We start from the raw sequence: 16,795 nt of genomic DNA on the forward strand, positions 1-16,795 counted from the left end.
TCTCACTTAAAAGTCATGATGGAGATAGAGCGAGATCTATTGGCAAACGCCGTTTAGGGTTTGGAGACCCGCTGACGGCGGCTCCGCCGGCAACTGATAACGGATGCGGCATTGGTTCTCGCCATTCCTGCCCCACTGCGCGATGAGCAGGCCCTTTTCCGCCATGCCGCTCAGATAGACCACGCCGTCGCCGCCGACCAGGAACGGCTGAGTCGCCCCCTCGGCAAGACGCAGGCTGGCGCCCAGCGGCAGGGGGGCCCCCTGCGAGTCCGTCACCTTCATCAAAATCCGTCTGCCGACGTTGGCTTTGAAATTCGCCCGGCTCACCGCGCCGCGAGTCGGCGTGACCGACTGGTTCGTCAACTCGAGATCGACATCATCCGGCAAGCTGTCGACATCGAGGCGAATCGAATTGTTGCGATAAGGCGTGGCGTAAGGAACGATCGCGTAGCCGCGCCAGTCGGTTTTCACCCCGACCTGATTGCCGACCGCCACATCGCTCGCGCCGGCCGCCTGCACCAGGGCGACGGTTTCGCCGAACGGTTGACCGAAGGTCACGCCATCTTCATGGGCGATCACCCCGCCCTTCACCCCGTAGTTGACGCGCTGTTGACTGCGATCGTAGGCGTAGCCCGCCGTGAGTTCGCCGTACGTCGCGCGCCAGTCGGCGTTGGCGTTGCCGCTGTTGCCCTGGCCCTGGCTGCCATACCCTTCCTGTACGCTCCAACTGAGGTTGCCGCCGGCCAGCGCCGTGCCGTTGAGGCCCGCCGTATGGCTGGTATTGCCTTTTTTGCTGGTGTTGAGGTTGTAGGTGGCGTAGGTGTTGCTCAGCCATTTCTCTAATGGCACGCTGATGTTGAAAGCGAAGATCTGATCGCGATCGTAAATGCGCCCGCGGTTCGAATCGCCGTAAATAGCCTGTGAATTCCGGCTGTAGCTGTAGTTAAAACCGTAGCTGATGCCATTCCAGCTATTGTTGTAACCCGCGCTCAGCGACTGCATATTGCGCTCGGAGCCCCAATAGTCTTCTGAGACCGCGCTGAGTGAAAGCGACCCCGCCCCTTCCCATAAATTCTGGTTCAGCGTGATTTCGCCGCGATTTTTGCGGCGGTCTATCGGGGCGTAACGGTTGCCGCTGCGATAGGTGTCCAGCACTTCCTGCAGCCCATAGTAGCCGCTGGTCGAATAGCGGTAGCCGGCGATGGCGAAGTTCGTCCCCGTCTCGACGATATTTTTGCTGTAGCGCACGCGCCATGACTGACCATCGCTTTTCGGTTGATGCTCCTGCTTTGCCCACGCCTGGGTGACGTCGGCCGACAGGGCGCCGAACTCGCCCAGGTTCTTGCCCAGGCCCAACGCCAGCGATTGATACGGCCCGGCGAATTGGCCGCCGCCATACAGGGTGAAACCGGCGGGCAAGCCATAAATCAGGCTGGCCTGCGAGAAGATCTTTTTATCCACGCTGTGATCGTAAGTGCGGTATTGCCCCGAGGTCAGCGCATATTTCAGCCGCCCTTCGCGTTGCAGCACCGGCAGGCTGGCGAAGGGAACGGTCAGGTGCTGTTCGCTGCCGTCCGCCTCCTTGATAGTCACCTCCAAATCGCCGCTGCCGCCGGTCGGGTACATGTCCGAAATTTCAAACGCGCCCGGCGCAACGTAACTCTGGTAGATGACATAGCCGTTTTGGCGAATGACCACTTGCGCATTGCTGCGCGCGATGCCGCGCACCACCGGCGCATAACCACGCAGGCTTTCCGGCAACATGTCGTCATCGGAAGCCAGCTGCGCGCCGCGAAACGACACGCTGTCAAACACATCGGACGGGCTGCTGCTTTCGCCGAGCGTCAGCAAGCTTTTCAGGCGGATGATATTGCGCTGGGCGTAGGTATAGACGGAGTCCCAACGATCCTCCGACGCTCGCCCGCCGCCGGCGCTGTTGTAGCTCCAGGTGGTGTAGTTCCGCACTCGCCAGGCGCCCAGGTTGAAGCCCGGCCGCAGGTTGAGGTAATAACTGCTTGCGCTCTGGGTGAATCGATCGCGCCCCTTGCTGTTGCTGCCGGTGAAGCCGTAGTTCAGCAGCATCGCCGGCAGGCCTTCATCCCATTGTTCCGGCGGAACGTATCCGCGCACCTTATTTTCCAACGCCGCCTGGGGGATACTCAGCATCAGGCGTTGGCGGTTAAATTGAAATTGCGCCGAGGCCTGTGGGATCGCGGCCAAATTCGCGCAGCGATCGGCGCCGGCCAAACCGGGAAACAGCTCAACTTTCACCCCAAGCCGTTTCAGATCTTCCCGCGTCAGACAAGGCTGCAGATCGGCCTTCTCGTCGCTGCCGGCTCGCAGAGCGAACGACACCTCGCGCGTTTCCAGCAGCATGTCGTTCACCCAAATATCGACCCGATACGTGCCGGGAACCTGCTGGCCATTTTCAAAAATCGACAGATCGACGTGCTGCTGGCCTGAGCGCCCGGTTTCCAGCAACGCCGGATTAAAATAGTCACGAGAGAAGGCGGGATTAGCCATATTGCCGCATACCGCCGTTGTTACCGTGAATAAGGCTATGCGTTTCAGCCAAGCATCCCGCTTCGCTAATATACGCTTTTGAGTTATCATTCATTAGCTCCATTATTGAAATGTTTTATCCCTTTTTCTGCCTTCCCTTACAGATTAAATACCTGACTGATGTTCTTTACCTGTGCCGCCATAATCATTAATTAATTTCCAGCTTACCGACGTTGCGCCCGCCACGGGCAATGCAAACATTTCGCTGCTCATCGGCGCGATATACGCCACCTCTTTCATTTCCCGCCCCCCGATACGGACATAATGGAAGTTCATATAATAAGGCGTTGGGTTGGTGAGTTTTAATTCTGAACCGACACGCTGCCATTTCAGCTGCTGCGTCACCTCTTCGGGTACCTGGCGGAGCAGCGGCGCCGGCCGATAAATCAATTTAATGCGGGTCTTGACCGCTATTTGCAGCGTATTCGATTTACCCGCCTGGGTTGTTGAAGGAATGGATTTAATATTCATCCAATACAAGCTTTCTTTATCTTTCGGTAAGTCATCGCCCACTTTCACGATGCGCAGCATATTTTCCTGGTTGCCGTCCAGCCGAAATAAAGGCGGCGTAACGATAAACGCGATTTTATCCACCCCGCTTTGTTGATTCTCCAGCCAGGACTGAATCAAATACGGTTCTTTATCCGGATTCTCCACGCTGATTGACGCTTCTTTTTTTTCGCCGTTGAATATCACCCGCGTCCCGCCAATCACCACGCCGGCGTGAACCGTAGACGCAAACAATAAAATAATGAAAGCCGCTAAGGCGCCGTAGCGATTAAAACGCATAATATTATCTCCGAGGCAATACAGCCCGCTGTGAACCAGCGGGCAAGAAAATATTATCAGTTATAATTCAGCGTAAAGGTGGCGACGCTATTGGCTTTACCGGCGGTCACATCTGCCTGCGTGGAAATATAGCGGGCGGTAAAATCGAGGTTATTTTTCACGCCGCTGCCGGAAGCCAACGGATAAGCCGTCGACGCCGTGTAAAGCGGCAGAACACTGTTAGAAATATCAGACAGTTGGATACCGACGCCGGTAGCGACATCCGTTTCCTGAGTCAGCTGTAATACGTTGCTGTCGCCGTTATCGGCCGCGCCGTCAAACTTAACGGTGGCGCTTTTTACCGTATCCGGACAATCGGTGACTTCCAGCGTGAATTTTGTCGCGCTGGACGTTGATCCCTTGCCACCCGCAAATGCCGTTCGGGCCACATCACCCAAAACAACATTTAATGGATTACTCAAGTCATTCGTGACCTTGCACGCAGCATCGACAATATTCCCGGTAAAATTAACCTGACCATCTGCTGCCAGAGCAGGTAAAGCGCTTGAACACGCTGCCGCGACAAATGCCAACATAATCACTTTTTTTTCCATCATGGGTACTTCTCCTTTTGATTAGACAGACTTCAAAATATCCCCGCCACGGAGAACCCGGACAGGGAGAATAGGAGCCCCGCTCCTTTCACAGTTAATTATGCTTAGCTTTCCCCCTTTAGCAATACATAAAATCAATGTAAAGATGAGAAAAGATAATTACCCCAAATAGAATTAGCATCATTCTTAATTTTATTTTGAAAAAACCGCCAAATCGGCGTTTCTTGATTCATTCATCTGGCCGCAAGGGAAGTTATTATCGCGCTATTCGAAGGCGCTTTCGCCAGATCCTCCTCATTTTCCCCTCAGCCGGAAAATCGGGCGACATCGCCGTAAAATGAAAACCTGGCGAAAAAATCGCACTGAAATAAATGACATTTATATTACGAAAGACATCACGACACGGCGGCAGCGAGAGGGGCGGCAGAATAGCAAAAGCATGGCGATAACGGTTTATCGAACAGGAGGGAGAATAAGGCATTCGCCGTTCGTGAAACCGGCGCGGTCATGTGACAACGAGAAAATGGCGTTACGCAGAAATATTCTGTCTGGCGCCGTTCACTATTTCGAAAACAAGGCGGCAATGCGCTCTGTCGCGCAGAATAACGCATTGCCGCCTTATTGTTTTTCAGCGCCGCTAATTAATCGTCATGGCGATAATCTTCACCCAACCCTCTGCCGGGTAGGGTTTCACACGCCAGACCATCGCCCGCGGGAACGGCGGACGGATAGTTATCGTCCGGCGTGATAAAGACCGGCGTGGTCGCGATAAACCCATCGTTGAACACCGCCTCGATAAAGGTGGCCTCCCAGCCTTGCGCCGGGGCGGCCAGACGAAACTCGCCGCGATCGGCCTCCGCTGCGGCCAACGGCTCCGGGGTAAAGCGTACGCCGCACGAATAACGAAAATCTCGGGCCGTGCGGTTGTGCGCGCTCCAGCGCCGCACGGTGGCCGGCGGTTCGGAAAAACGCAGCGTGCGCACCGCAGCATCCGCGGCGCTGCCTTGCACCTCGATCGTCGGCAACGCGATATCGCGCTGGCGGCGCTTGATCATCGCCAGTATGGCGCGTTCGGCGACCGGCCGGCTTGCCGCGCGATCCCCGTCGGCAATCGCGCGCAGCGAAGCCTCTCCCGCTGAGGCGCTGAAATAGAATCGCGTGCTGTCCGGCGGATAACGTTCGTCGCCGCTGGCGATGATGACATATTTCGGTACCGCTGGCCGCGCTCCCGCCGTCGGCGGCGGATAAGCGGTGGGATCCGCTATTTGCATCAGTTTGTCGAACGCCGGCGTCTCTATGCGCCGATCGATGCCGAGTTGGTAATAAGGATGAAACGCCAACGGCCAACGGCCGCCATACGTACGATAGGTATGCTTCAAGACCTGCCGCGCCGCGACCCCATCCGGGAACATGGCGACGACGGCATCGATGCGCTCATCCGACAATGACGCCAGCCACGCCGCGGTTGCGCCGCTCGCCGCGCCCGCCACGATGAATTTATCTATCCCCCACCGGCTCAATTCGCGCTGCGCCAGCGTCATGGTTTGCGACAAGGCCGCCGTCATGGGGATCGCCAGCGGCATCATCAAGTATTCATCCGCATCGTCCAGGAACAATCGCCAGCCTCTGGCCTGGCTATCCTCCCCCGCACGACGCCGCCCCTCATTTTGATATTCCAGGTACGGATAAGGCAGCCGGTTGACGACAATCACGACGGTGTGACTTTCCGCCGCCAAGGCCGCCGGCATGGCGACGGAAAACGCCGCATTTTGCTTGCCTGGCCCGCTCGCCCCTGCGGCGGCGCAAGCGCAGTCATCGCTCATCAGCACCAACGCTTTACGGGCAAGCGCCCCGTTGGGGATATAAATATCCACATCGTGCCACCATTGCGTCGGCCGGATGGCGTCTTGCGGCGACCAGGATTGCGACATCAACCGATAATGACGTATCGACACGTCATGGCCGTTATCCACGCCCTTTAACGAATATGACAGAGGCAATATCGCCAACTGATTGTTATAACAAGGAATAACGGTGTGCAAGGCGGAATGTTCGTCCGCAAAGCAGCGATCTTCCTCTGCCGCCATGGCCTGCCGGCCGCCGATTAAGGCCAGGCAAATCAGCGCGATGTATCCGATGCGTTTTAGCATTTTTTCCTCCCCCCTTTGTCCGTGGCAAATCCCTTTTACGCCGCCTGGCGGCAGGAAACCTTCCGCGCGCCTAGAGCACCTGATGAAAGCGTATCGGATAGCCAAAGCTGTCCTTTTCGAACGCCACGTCCCTGTCGTTCTCGCCCAGCAATAGGCTGTAAACGCCGTTTTCCTCATAACGGCTCATGGCGATATACAGCACGACCTCCCGATGGTCAGCGATCGTAAACTGTTTGCGCCTGGCGTTGATTTCCAACGTAAACGCCACCACAGGATTGTTGTTCAGAAATACCGAGGTCTGCTGCATGGAGACGATCCTGCCCTGCGCTTTCTCGGTCACCTGAAAGGGCGTGGCGTCATTGGGGGCGCGTATATCCACCTTCTTTTGGATATAGATAAAGTTAAACACCGCCAACGCCACCGCCACGAACAGATTGATGGTCATGATCAAGATGATTTTATTCGCCATGAACTCCCCCTTTGCCGTTCTTCCGGCTCCCGACATGTGCGAGGTAAAAGTGCCCTTGCGGGCACTTTTCATTAAGGGCCGGGCTTATGACGATTTACGGCCAAACAGCTGCGAGAAGGCGCTAATCCCGGCATCGATGACGGCGCCAATGCCCTCACCGAGTTTGGCGCCGGCGCCCGCCGCATCCGCGTGGATCCCGAATAGACCGGTACCGGCATCTACGATGGCGCCAATGCCATTGCCCAGGATTTTGCCGGCATCGGAAGCGATGCCTGCGCCGGAAACCGCCATGACTTCTGCTTCAGTCAGTTCTTTCATACTGTCTCCTTTGTATTTATCGACATGTTTAGTAATGAAAAAATGAAACCCTCACTGTTTGTTCACCTCCTTGTTATCTGCTCACGAAAGACCCTGTTGCCAATGCGTTCACCCGCGCGGCGGTGACAATGTCAGAACAGGCCGAACTCACGGCAGAGATAATCGGCAACGCCATTGCGGCTGTTGGGCAACGCAATCGGGTTAAACGGCAGCGCGCGCTTCAATTCGCCCATCGCATTGCCCATCACCACCCCCGTTCCGGCCCAGCGCAGCATGTCCAAATCGTTCATCGCATCGCCGAAAGAGAGGCAATCGCGCATCGCTATCTGTTTGGCGCTCAGATAGTCGGCCACGCTCCTGGCCTTGGAAATATGCTTATCCATGATGTCTATCGTTTCCGCAGAGGACTTACAGATGGACAGCGTTTTTCCGAAAGCCTGACTGACCTCGTCGTAAAACCGCTCGATCAGCGCCGCTTCCCCCTGCAGCAGCACTTTCAGGATCGGTTGCCGTTTCATCGCCTCCGGCTCGACATAGCGGCAAGCGACGCCCGAGGTTTTGATATAGTCGGCAAAATGCGGATTCTCTTCGGCCATCATCCATCCTTCCTGGGTGAACAACGTCACGTGGAGCGGACAGGCGAAGAGGTAATCCATCAACATCATTTGGCTGTCGCGAGGCAGGAAATAGCTTTTATCCGCCACCGGCCTCCCCTCGATATTGACCATCGCGCCATTGCAGGAGACGATCGCCGGCGAGAACCCCAAGCCATCCACAATCCCGCGCGCATCCGCATCGCAACGGCCTGTCGCGATGACGATTTCCAGCCCGCGGGCATGCAGAATATTGAGCGTTTCCACCGTCAGATCAGACAGATTCCCGGCAGGATCCAGTAAGGTTCCGTCAAGATCGCTCACGATCGCCCGGTATTTTATTTTGCCGTCGATAGCAAGCCACATATCACGCCTCCTCCGCCTGGATAATCCCGTCTTCGGCGCGGATTTCGCTGTCGGGCGGAAGGTGGGCGATCGCGAGCGCAATGGCCTGAAAACGGCGCCCTACCGCACCGATGGTCTCCTGAGCTATCTCGTGAGAATCATAAAACAGTGAAATGGCGAGCCGTTCCGCTTCGGGGAACAAGCACAGCACCGTCTGGTGGTTGCTGCCGCTGACGATATCCGTCACCTGGAACGTAAACGGCAAGCGCGGATCCTTCTGCGGTTGCGGCATGTTTTCAAACACAAACAGGCTGCCGAACGGCGAAGTGGGCACCCATTGTTCGTCGTAGCGGTTCAGTTCGGAAAAGGCGTACTTCTGCCTCAGCGTCTGGGAATCCGCGATATCGGCCAGCAACGCATAAATGGGCCGGCGGCGAATCGCCTGCAGGCGCAGCACCGGGCTGGCGACACACAGGCCAAACAGCGTCTGCACCTGCTCAATGTCCGCCGGGCGCTCGCTCATGGTCGTGCCGATCGCGATATCGTCACAGGCCAGCGCTTCGGCCAGCGCCAGCATCCAGGCCAGCTGCGTCAGTTGATTGACCGTGATCCCCTGGCGCCGGCAAAACGCAGTGAGGCTTGCCACCTGTTCCGCGCTGAATTCCGCGCCATATTGCCGCATGCGTCGCCCCTGCGGCGCGGCATCCGGCGAAGCGCTCAACGGCAAACGTTGGTTGACCGGCGCCCCGCGCAAATAGTCCGCCCAGAACGCCTGCGCCTCGGGATCGTCGCCGTGCGCGCGCACATAAGCGGCGAAAGGCTCAAATCGGTTAATTTCCAGCGCCGGCGCGCCCCCTTCCAGCAAGGTGAGGTAGTCGTTGAACCAGTGTTCGAACAGAACGCCGAGGGACCAACCGTCGAACAAGATATGGTTAAAGGTCTGCACCAGATAGTGCTCATCGGCGTTCAACTTGATCAGGCGCCAGCGGATCAACGGCGGCGCATCCAGCTCAAACGAGGTTTCTCGTTCCCGGGCCAACAGCGCTTCCATCCTTTCTTCCAGCAAGGACGGCGGCGCGTCGGTCCAATCCTCGATCGCGATCGGCGCCTGCAGCGTCTCGCAGATGAAGACGTTGGGCCGCCCACGGCGGGTTTGATCGCCAAACCCGGCGCGCAGCATTTCAAATCGCTGCAGCGCCAGCGACCAGGCCTGATTCAACACCTCCGGCTGCAGCGGGCCGGCCACCTCATAAACGGCCTGATCGATCTGATACTCGCGGTTAAGCCGGTTGAAATACATCAGTTCCCGCTGCGTGACCGTAGCCTCGAAAACGGCGGCGATGCGATGACGTTGCTGCCAGCGGTCCAACTCGGCGAGGCTGACGTTGGCATGGGGGAAGTCCCCCGGGCTGGCGAGGCGAACGCCCTGGCTCGCCTCGTGGCAACAGTGTGCGACCAGCGCCGACAGGCTCTCCCGATAGTGCGAACCGATCCGGGCCAGCGTCGCCTGCGGCAATAAGCCCGACATCACGATGCTCAGCCGGTCGCCGTGCACGTAGAGCACCAGATCCAGCACATTGTCGCTCGCCGGCAGCGCGCCGTTTTCCAGATCCGCCGTTTGGTCGATCAAGGCCCACAAGGCGTCGTCAGTCTGTTCGTTAAAGACCCCGAGATAGTTGAATGAAATGGCCGGCAAGCGGTGACGCCGCAGACAGGCTATCGCTTCGTCGTCCGACGCCGAACCGTATTTCAGCGCCGAATAGCCGATGCCGTGATCCGGCATCTTTCTTAATGCGTCCTTGATAGCGCGCAGCGTGTGTTTTGGGCTCTGATGCGCGGTGATGCGCAAAGGCAGTAAGGCGGTGAACCAGCCTACGGTGTCGTCGAGCTGGATCTTATCGTCATTGATATCGCGGCCATGGTGTTCGAGCGTCAGGTAACTGTCCGCACGGCCATGCCAGGCCTGCAGCACCGGCGCCAGCGCCGCCAGCAACACATCGCGGATCGAGGTGCGGTAGGCCTGATGACAGGTGTCCATCAACGGCGTCGTCAACGCCGCGTCGCACTCGAAGCGGCAAAACGCCGGACTCTGCGCCCCCTCGCTGAGCGTGGCGTAATCGGGTTGCCCGGCGATCATCGCCAACCAGTAAGCGCATTGGTCATGCCGGCTCGCCGCGTAGTGCCTTAACGTCTCGCCCCACTGCCGGTAGCTGGTGCCTTTCGCCGACAGCGATTCCCCCTGATGCAACCGTCGCATGTCTCTGACGATGATGCGCCAGGACACCACGTCGATGATCAGATGATGGAATGCGCAGAACATCAGCGCGTAGCCGGGCGCGCTGCTGTCGAAAATGTAGACGAAGCGGCACAGCGGCCCTTCTACCGGATCAAACCCCGATTGCCATTGATGCAGAAGTTCGGCGCGGCTTTGGCGACAAAGCGCCAGGTCATAGTATCCCCATGAAGGGCCGCCGTCGGCCACCGACAGATAGCGCTGCGCGACCAGCGCGCCGGCGTCGTCGGCGCTAAACCGCGCGCGCAGCATGTCATGGCGCGACGCCAGCCCGTTCACCAGATCGGCCACGCGCTCGGCGGACATCGGCGGCACCCGCACCAAAAAAGTCTGGTTGAAGAAGGCGCGATGTTGCGGCGGCTGCTCGTTGTACCAGCGCTGAATCGGCAGCAATTCGAATTCGCCCTGCAGCTCGCCCTGTTCATTGAGCGGCGCAATCGCCTCCCGTTGCTGCAAGATGCGCTTGGCCAGCGCCCGCGCATTCCGGGTTTCAAACACCGCACGCGAGTTGCTGTGATAGCCCGACTTGCTCAATTCGCTGGTGAACACGATGCTTTGGATCGAATCGCCGCCCAGACGAAAGAAGTCGTCATCCACCCCAACCCGTTCAACGCCGAGGATCTCCGCCCACAGGGCGCAAATCAACGCCTCCAGCGCATTCTGCGGCGCGGCATATCGCTCGCTTTGCGCGAATTGCGGCGCGGGCAGCGCCGTGCGATCCAGCTTGCCGTTCACCGTCAGCGGTATCTCGTCGAGCGCGACATAGCTGGACGGCACCATGTAATCCGGCAGGATCCGCTCCAGCCGGGCGCGCAAATCGGCAGGATCCAGCGGCTCGCCCCGCGCCATCAGCACATAAGCGGCAAGGCGCTTGCTATCGCGATGGACGACATCCACCACGACGCATTTCTCGACGCCCTCCAGCGCATTGATCGTATTCTCTATTTCGCTGAGTTCAATTCTGAAACCGCGGATTTTTACCTGGCAATCGTTTCTGCCGAGATACTCCAGGTTGCCGTCGCGCAACTCTCGCACCCGATCGCCGCTTTTATACAAGCGTCGCCCGTTCAGCGTAATGAAACGCTCTTGCGTCTGCTGCGGCTGGTTGAGATAGCCGCGCGCCAGCGCGTCTCCGCCGATATACAGCTCGCCGGCCAGCCCTGGCGGCAACGGCTGCAGCCAGCGATCCAGCACATGAAGTTCGCGCCCCGGTATGGCTCGCCCAATCGGGATGCTGCTGCGGGTTTCGTCCGCCGCGATGGCGTACATCGTGGTGAACGTGGTGCATTCCGTCGGGCCATAGCCATTGATGACCTGCTGCGGGCGGTTGGCTTGCCGCACCAGGCGCTGCATCAGCGTGGCGGTCAGCGCCTCCCCGCCCACCAGCAGACAGCGCAGCCCGGCGAACAGGTCGGGGTGACTGAGGTAAAGATGATCGAACAGGCTGCGCGTCGCCCACAGAATCGATACCTGCTGCCGACGCAGCAAGGCTTCCAGCTGCGGCACATCGCCGGCGATATCCTCCGTGTCGCGCACGACGACCAATTTGGCGCCGTTGAGCAATGCGCCCCACACCTCGAACGTCGCCGCATCGAACGCCGGGCTCGAGAGGAAGAGCAACGCGTCATCGGGCGTGACAGCGATGCCGGACGCGGTCGCCAACCCGCACATCGCGTGTTGCTCGAGCATCACGCCTTTCGGGATCCCCGTCGATCCCGAGGTATAGATCACCGCGCCGAGCCGGTCGGCGCCGGTGACGGCCGGCAGATTCTGCCGCTCGTGTGGCAGGCGGTTCAGATCGCCCAGCGTGAGGACGGACACGGCGTGCGGCATCATCGCCGCCAGCGCCTCGGCGGCCGACTGCAGGCTTTCCCCGGCGATGAGCACCGGCGCGCGCGTTTCTTCGAGAATATGCCGAATGCGCGCCTGAGGATAATTGCAGGAGAGCGGCACATAGGCCGCACCGGTTTTCAGCACCGCCAGCAGCGCCACCACCATTTCCAGGCTTTTCTCGCTGTACAGCGCAATCAGCGTATCCGCCTGGGGGGCGCCCCCGGTCAGCGCTTGGTAGCGGAGCGCAATTTCGCGCGCCAGGCTATTCGCCATGCCGTTCAGCTCACGGTAGCTGACATGCAGCCCCTCAAACTCCAGCGCAATCTTATCCGGATAACGCAGCGCGATCGCCTCAAACCGGGCGCTGAGGGTTTCTCTCGGCAACGCGGGGGCCGCGTCGTCATCTGGCGGCATGTCGGCGGCGGGATAAAAGGCGAGGTGGCGTAAAGGCGCGTCAGGCGCGCGCATCGCCGCTTGCATCAAGCGCATGAAATGTTCCGCGCAGCCGCGCATATCTTCTTCGTCAAACATGTCCTGACGAAAACGCAGCCGGAACTGCAAGGCATCGCTGTCGGCCCGATCTTCATATTCCAGGGAAAGCGACGCGCTGGCCATATCGTGGTTGGCTTCAAACAGCGGCGAAGTGGCGCAATCGGCCAGCGCCAAGGCCGCATCGCGCAGGTTGGTCTGGGCAAAGGAAATCGGCATCGCGCGGATCCCCAGCGCCTGCACCACCTGTTGCGTGGGCAGTTGGTTAAACCGTTGGCGCGAGTGCGGTGCCGCGGCGGTAATAAACGCCAGCGCGCGTTGATAAACGGCGGCGAAGCCTTCGCCATCACGCAGCGAGAGGGGCATCACGCTGGTGTTTACATGCCCGCCAAGCGCAAATCTTTGCCCCTTTTTTATCGACACCGGATAGCTGATATAGACCGTTTCCTGATTGCCGCTGCGCGCCATCAAGATGCCCCACAGCACCAGCAACGCCAGAAAGTCATTCATTCGCCGTATTCCCGCGCCCTGCTTCAGCGCTTTCCATTGCGCTTTGGGCACCTGGAAACGCAGCTCGGCCGCCTCATCGTTTCGCACGGCGCCGCTTTTCTCAAAGGGCACGTCTATCGCGCCCAAATTTGCCGCTTCGGCCCGCCAGTGCGCCAGCGCTCCGTCGGCGGCCAGTTGTTCAACCTCGCGCTGCAGCTGCCGGTTGATGGCGGCAATCTCGGCCGCCTCGAGGCGTGTCGACAGCCGCTGTTGACCATAGTAATGGCTCACCAATGAGAAAAACTCGTCGGAAGACGCGCCGTCGATCACCAGATGATGGCCCACCAGCGCCAGGGTATAGCGCCCCGCCCCCTCGGCGAAAAGCGCCCAACGATAAAGCGGCCCGCGGTAAATGTCGAAGGGCTGGCGAATCACTTGGGTCAGCAGCGTGCGGTCCGTGTAATGCTGCAAAGGATGGATTGCGTCATTGCGACGCCAATACAGCTCGCCATTCTGTTCATGAATATGGCTGTTCAGCAGGACATGATCTTGCACCAGCGCATTCAGCGCAGCTTGTAATCTGATGGGATCCAGCGCGCCCTCAATACGCTGCAGCACCAATACGTTGTAATTACAGCCCTCTGGATGGCGGTCATATTCATCGATAAAAACTTTTGAATAGGGTGATACAGGAATCTCTTCCATGACAAACACTCCATTTAGAATACACGTGCCCTGCTTAACGGCGATCCATGCGGCATACCCAAACCTCTTTCGGCATCAGCTCGCTTATCTTTTCTGAGTAATAACCGATCAGCATGTTGATGCGTTTTTCTGCAATGACCTCCGCCGCCTGAGCGCAAATCGACTTGTAAAAACCAGTAGGGATCATCACTTTGCAACGGCTATGCAGGTGCCGACAAACGCCGATGGCCCAGGAAAAACACTCCCTGGAAGGATTGGAAATATCCAAAAGTTCGGCACACTCACTGGAACAGCCAATCACAGCGTAGAGATTGCCTTTATTGATATAATGAATTTTATGATACAGAGGATGTTTTTCAATATATTCAAATGCGCGATGATCTTTTTCTCGCCCCAGATTATTGATAAAACTGGCCTGCCGCGCTTGGCCGCCCTCGGTAAAACGAAAGGCCATAAACTTATCAGGCTTTAAGGTTAATTCGACGAAGGGATAGATTTGCGTATTGGTGGTTAAATACTTTCTGAAAATCTTTTCATAAACCCTGATCTTCCTGTCATCGGAAAAGCAGATATCCGCCGCCACATCCGAACGCTTAGCCTGCAGGAAAAAATCTTTCAAGACGGTGGAAGATTTGACCTGACGGTGGATCCCAAGATCGCCAAGCATATTGACATTAAAAGACAATTTGTTGATTTTAAAAGGATAAAAACTGGATACAAACATCCCGAGATAACGTTCTTGATCCTTGTAAAATATGCCCGTTTTTTCCATCGGCGCCCCACAATGCGGATCGAGCAAATGCTTCCAGTGCAGGAAACGCTCCCCGCCCAAATCTCTGCCATAAAGCTCCTGCAATAATTTGAAATGATTATGAGAAACCGCTTCCCTCACAAAGACAGCCATGTTTTATCTCCCTATAAAACCGATTCCATGCTAGGCGGAAATCAATAAAAGATGACCACTCAGCGCCGTTGATAATACGGCGCCGGACCGTTCGCTTCCTTTCCCTGATTAACAAGAGTCGCTGTGCATTTTTAGCCAGCGCAAAAATTCAATATTATTATCGATGTTCAGTTTTCTCATGGCCGAACGTTTATGAATACTCACCGTTTTCGGGCTGATGCCGAGCAACATCGCCGTTTGGTTTTGTGAATAGCCCAAATGGATCAAACGGCACACTTTCCCCTCGCTAAAGGTCAGCTGGGTACGACAACGCGGGCAATAGCTTGAAACCAAACTATTTTTCTTGCGATAGCAGAACATGACCTTGTCCACGATCGCCGCCACGCTGTCTTTGCGCGTAATACTTCCGGCCTCCAAATTGCAATGAATTTTAGGGAATGTCTTTTTATGCTCCAATATTGAAAAATAGAGCGGAATAGAAGAAAAGTTGCCCTGCAAAAGCTGGGTATGGCAAAAATTTATGGACACCCGCTTGTCCGGCGCCCTGAATATGATGTTGGCACGTTCTTCTCCCGTGATCTTGGCCTTAATGCCATTCGTGAGAAAACCTTCTTGCAAGGCAAGACTCAACCCCAGCTTGAAGAATTGATTTTTATCCACAATAGCGATATTGACGCGCTCCATTAACAAACCTCCCTTTTGACTACGCTTGCTCACTCTCCTTACTGCAATATCATTGCTGTGATTATTTTTTGTTTTAACGTGCTTTTTAATAAAAAAGCGTTATAGGCGAAGCAAAAAAGACCATGCCTCGCAAAAGTGCATTTTATATAGGGTTATATAAATCATCTGCCCTGGAGAGCATACAAAAGCAAGACGCGGTAAGCTGCCGCGCTTCGCAAGGGAAATTGTTATCGTAAGATATATTTATAAGGCATCATTGCCATCAGCATCACGGTGCTAAGATTTTTCTCTGATACGTTAATTTTACTCCAAGAGCGCAATATATCCAGATAAATATCGAAAAAACACATAATATAGAACATAACATTGCGCGACATTGATTGTTAAGAGAATCCGTTTATGCATTAGGAATTTACTTATGATAAAGGCAGGATAATGCTTTTTTCGCACGAGGCGGTGGGGTCATCGCAGACCCTATTAAACAGAGTATAACCATATTCATTTTATTGTAAAAAAATTGCATAAAAAAAAGCTACACTTTATGGCAGTAAGTGATTCCCGCCCTTTCATGTAGACGGCAACAAAAAAGAAGAAGGCGAACCCATCGGCCGCCCGCGCAAGAAATGCCTGGTAGAAGTAACGATTTTTCAGGAGTGATGCGCAGCGCAGAAAGATAACGCGGCATCGTTGACGAGCGGGATGAATTATATTTTTTTGATCCTCATCAGCTTTTTGGCCTCCAGACAGGAAACCAATCCGAGGTGATCTTTTTTTAGCTGCTTGTCGCTCCCAAGAGGAAGAATGACTTTGAACGTTTGCAACTTACCGTGATTATTATAGATATCAAAGACTATCACCGGCGGGCCATACCCCAGGATCATGCAGTCTAAAAACCGCAGAACGGCGCACCCCAAGCGGCTCCTGGCCTCCCGGATAATTTTATCCGCAAGCTCATCATACCGGAAAGGTCTTTCCGGCGTCGTCAATACCTTCATAAGGTCTCCCTTCTGGTATATATCATTCCGATTTAAAATAATAACCTCATAAAACCGCCGCCGTTCAAGGCGAGTGAGATATAACAATCCAGGCTTCGGCAATATATAATCTAACGATGCAAAATCAATCTAACAAAAAACACAATAGTATAAAAAAACAGCGCGAGTTTTATTGAAAAAATGACCTGATTTGCAATAATGAAATGGCCTGAAGTAAAGGGCTAACTGAAAAAGGAGTTTCAATCATGAAAGAACTATCCGCAGTAGAAATTGAACAAGTTAACGGTGCTGGTTTTTTTGGTGACGTAGGCACACTGATTGGCAGTGCGGTAGGTACAGGTATTGATACCATTTCCGCGATTGCCGGTGTTAACCCGGATGCCAAAACCGTTGTCGGCACCATCGGTAAAGGTATTGGTCTGGCCGTCGATGCGCTGATTTCCAGCGGATTGCAGATCATCTCTAAACTGTAATAACAACTCATAATCATCCCTTCCTATTTTTTAATTCGCTTCATTTTAAGCACCTTCGCGGGTGCTTTTTTTTACTTCAAAGAATCAAAAAATAGATAAGGTCAGAAAAAC

Annotated in this window: 12 protein-coding genes; 1 reads left to right on the plus strand and 11 read right to left on the minus strand. The window is 55.8% G+C overall.

All coding sequences use genetic code 11. The features are described from left to right. Window positions 1-36 precede the first annotated feature (36 nt). From WFM45_RS11570 to WFM45_RS11620, 11 genes are all read right to left on the minus strand, one after another. Complete coding sequence (locus WFM45_RS11570; RefSeq protein ID WP_033632667.1) at window positions 37-2,613, minus strand: fimbria/pilus outer membrane usher protein; 2,577 nt, start codon at window positions 2,611-2,613, stop codon at window positions 37-39. Between the two features lie 54 nt (window positions 2,614-2,667). Further along, the gene (locus WFM45_RS11575; RefSeq protein WP_033632666.1) at window positions 2,668-3,351 is read right to left on the minus strand and encodes a fimbrial biogenesis chaperone; all 684 of its coding nucleotides are present in this window, start codon (window positions 3,349-3,351) and stop codon (window positions 2,668-2,670) included. A 56-nt stretch (window positions 3,352-3,407) separates the two neighbouring features. Continuing rightward, on the minus strand, window positions 3,408-3,947 hold the full coding sequence (locus WFM45_RS11580) for a fimbrial protein (protein ID WP_004935293.1): 540 nt from the start codon (window positions 3,945-3,947) through the stop codon (window positions 3,408-3,410). A gap of 638 nt (window positions 3,948-4,585) precedes the next feature. After that, on the minus strand, window positions 4,586-6,094 hold the full coding sequence (locus WFM45_RS11585; RefSeq protein ID WP_261238120.1) for a PhoPQ-activated protein PqaA family protein: 1,509 nt from the start codon (window positions 6,092-6,094) through the stop codon (window positions 4,586-4,588). Between the two features lie 70 nt (window positions 6,095-6,164). Further along, the gene (locus tag WFM45_RS11590) at window positions 6,165-6,563 is read right to left on the minus strand and encodes a hypothetical protein (RefSeq protein ID WP_015378381.1); all 399 of its coding nucleotides are present in this window, start codon (window positions 6,561-6,563) and stop codon (window positions 6,165-6,167) included. Between the two features lie 84 nt (window positions 6,564-6,647). After that, entirely contained in the window at window positions 6,648-6,881 is a 234-nt protein-coding gene (locus WFM45_RS11595) for a hypothetical protein (RefSeq protein ID WP_004935304.1), read from the minus strand. Between the two features lie 131 nt (window positions 6,882-7,012). After that, on the minus strand, window positions 7,013-7,840 hold the full coding sequence (locus tag WFM45_RS11600) for a Cof-type HAD-IIB family hydrolase (protein ID WP_004935307.1): 828 nt from the start codon (window positions 7,838-7,840) through the stop codon (window positions 7,013-7,015). Between the two features lies 1 nt (window position 7,841). Further along, window positions 7,842-13,628, minus strand: coding sequence for an amino acid adenylation domain-containing protein (locus WFM45_RS11605; RefSeq protein WP_336955641.1), 5,787 nt, complete (start codon window positions 13,626-13,628; stop codon window positions 7,842-7,844). A gap of 34 nt (window positions 13,629-13,662) precedes the next feature. Then, window positions 13,663-14,532 (minus strand): hypothetical protein, encoded by an 870-nt coding sequence (locus tag WFM45_RS11610; protein ID WP_033632663.1) that lies wholly within the window; start codon window positions 14,530-14,532, stop codon window positions 13,663-13,665. 108 nt (window positions 14,533-14,640) lie between these two features. Then, the gene (locus WFM45_RS11615) at window positions 14,641-15,216 is read right to left on the minus strand and encodes a helix-turn-helix transcriptional regulator (RefSeq protein WP_004935315.1); all 576 of its coding nucleotides are present in this window, start codon (window positions 15,214-15,216) and stop codon (window positions 14,641-14,643) included. Between the two features lie 704 nt (window positions 15,217-15,920). After that, entirely contained in the window at window positions 15,921-16,211 is a 291-nt protein-coding gene (locus WFM45_RS11620; protein WP_004935318.1) for a hypothetical protein, read from the minus strand. Window positions 16,212-16,456: 245 nt separating this feature from the next. On the opposite strand from WFM45_RS11620, the gene WFM45_RS11625 reads away from it, so the two are divergent. Next, a complete protein-coding gene (locus tag WFM45_RS11625; RefSeq protein ID WP_004935320.1) occupies window positions 16,457-16,684 on the plus strand; it encodes a hypothetical protein in 228 nt (75 codons plus the stop codon). The last annotated feature ends 111 nt before the right edge of the window (window positions 16,685-16,795 follow it).

The sequence above is a fragment of the Serratia sp. KG1D genome, from assembly GCF_037150675.1.
Lineage (GTDB): Bacteria > Pseudomonadota > Gammaproteobacteria > Enterobacterales > Enterobacteriaceae > Serratia > Serratia nematodiphila.

Excerpts from the sequence above, each read along its gene's own strand:
- WFM45_RS11570 (WP_033632667.1), bottom strand. The coding sequence starts at position 2,613 with ATGATAACTCAAAAGCGTATATTAGCGAAGCGGGATGCTTGGCTGAAA.
- WFM45_RS11575 (WP_033632666.1), bottom strand. The coding sequence starts at position 3,351 with ATGCGTTTTAATCGCTACGGCGCCTTAGCGGCTTTCATTATTTTATTG.
- WFM45_RS11580 (WP_004935293.1), bottom strand. The coding sequence starts at position 3,947 with ATGATGGAAAAAAAAGTGATTATGTTGGCATTTGTCGCGGCAGCGTGT.
- WFM45_RS11585 (WP_261238120.1), bottom strand. The coding sequence starts at position 6,094 with ATGCTAAAACGCATCGGATACATCGCGCTGATTTGCCTGGCCTTAATC.
- WFM45_RS11590 (WP_015378381.1), bottom strand. The coding sequence starts at position 6,563 with ATGGCGAATAAAATCATCTTGATCATGACCATCAATCTGTTCGTGGCG.
- WFM45_RS11595 (WP_004935304.1), bottom strand. The coding sequence starts at position 6,881 with ATGAAAGAACTGACTGAAGCAGAAGTCATGGCGGTTTCCGGCGCAGGC.
- WFM45_RS11600 (WP_004935307.1), bottom strand. The coding sequence starts at position 7,840 with ATGTGGCTTGCTATCGACGGCAAAATAAAATACCGGGCGATCGTGAGC.
- WFM45_RS11605 (WP_336955641.1), bottom strand. The coding sequence starts at position 13,628 with ATGGAAGAGATTCCTGTATCACCCTATTCAAAAGTTTTTATCGATGAA.
- WFM45_RS11610 (WP_033632663.1), bottom strand. The coding sequence starts at position 14,532 with ATGGCTGTCTTTGTGAGGGAAGCGGTTTCTCATAATCATTTCAAATTA.
- WFM45_RS11615 (WP_004935315.1), bottom strand. The coding sequence starts at position 15,216 with ATGGAGCGCGTCAATATCGCTATTGTGGATAAAAATCAATTCTTCAAG.
- WFM45_RS11620 (WP_004935318.1), bottom strand. The coding sequence starts at position 16,211 with ATGAAGGTATTGACGACGCCGGAAAGACCTTTCCGGTATGATGAGCTT.
- WFM45_RS11625 (WP_004935320.1), top strand. The coding sequence starts at position 16,457 with ATGAAAGAACTATCCGCAGTAGAAATTGAACAAGTTAACGGTGCTGGT.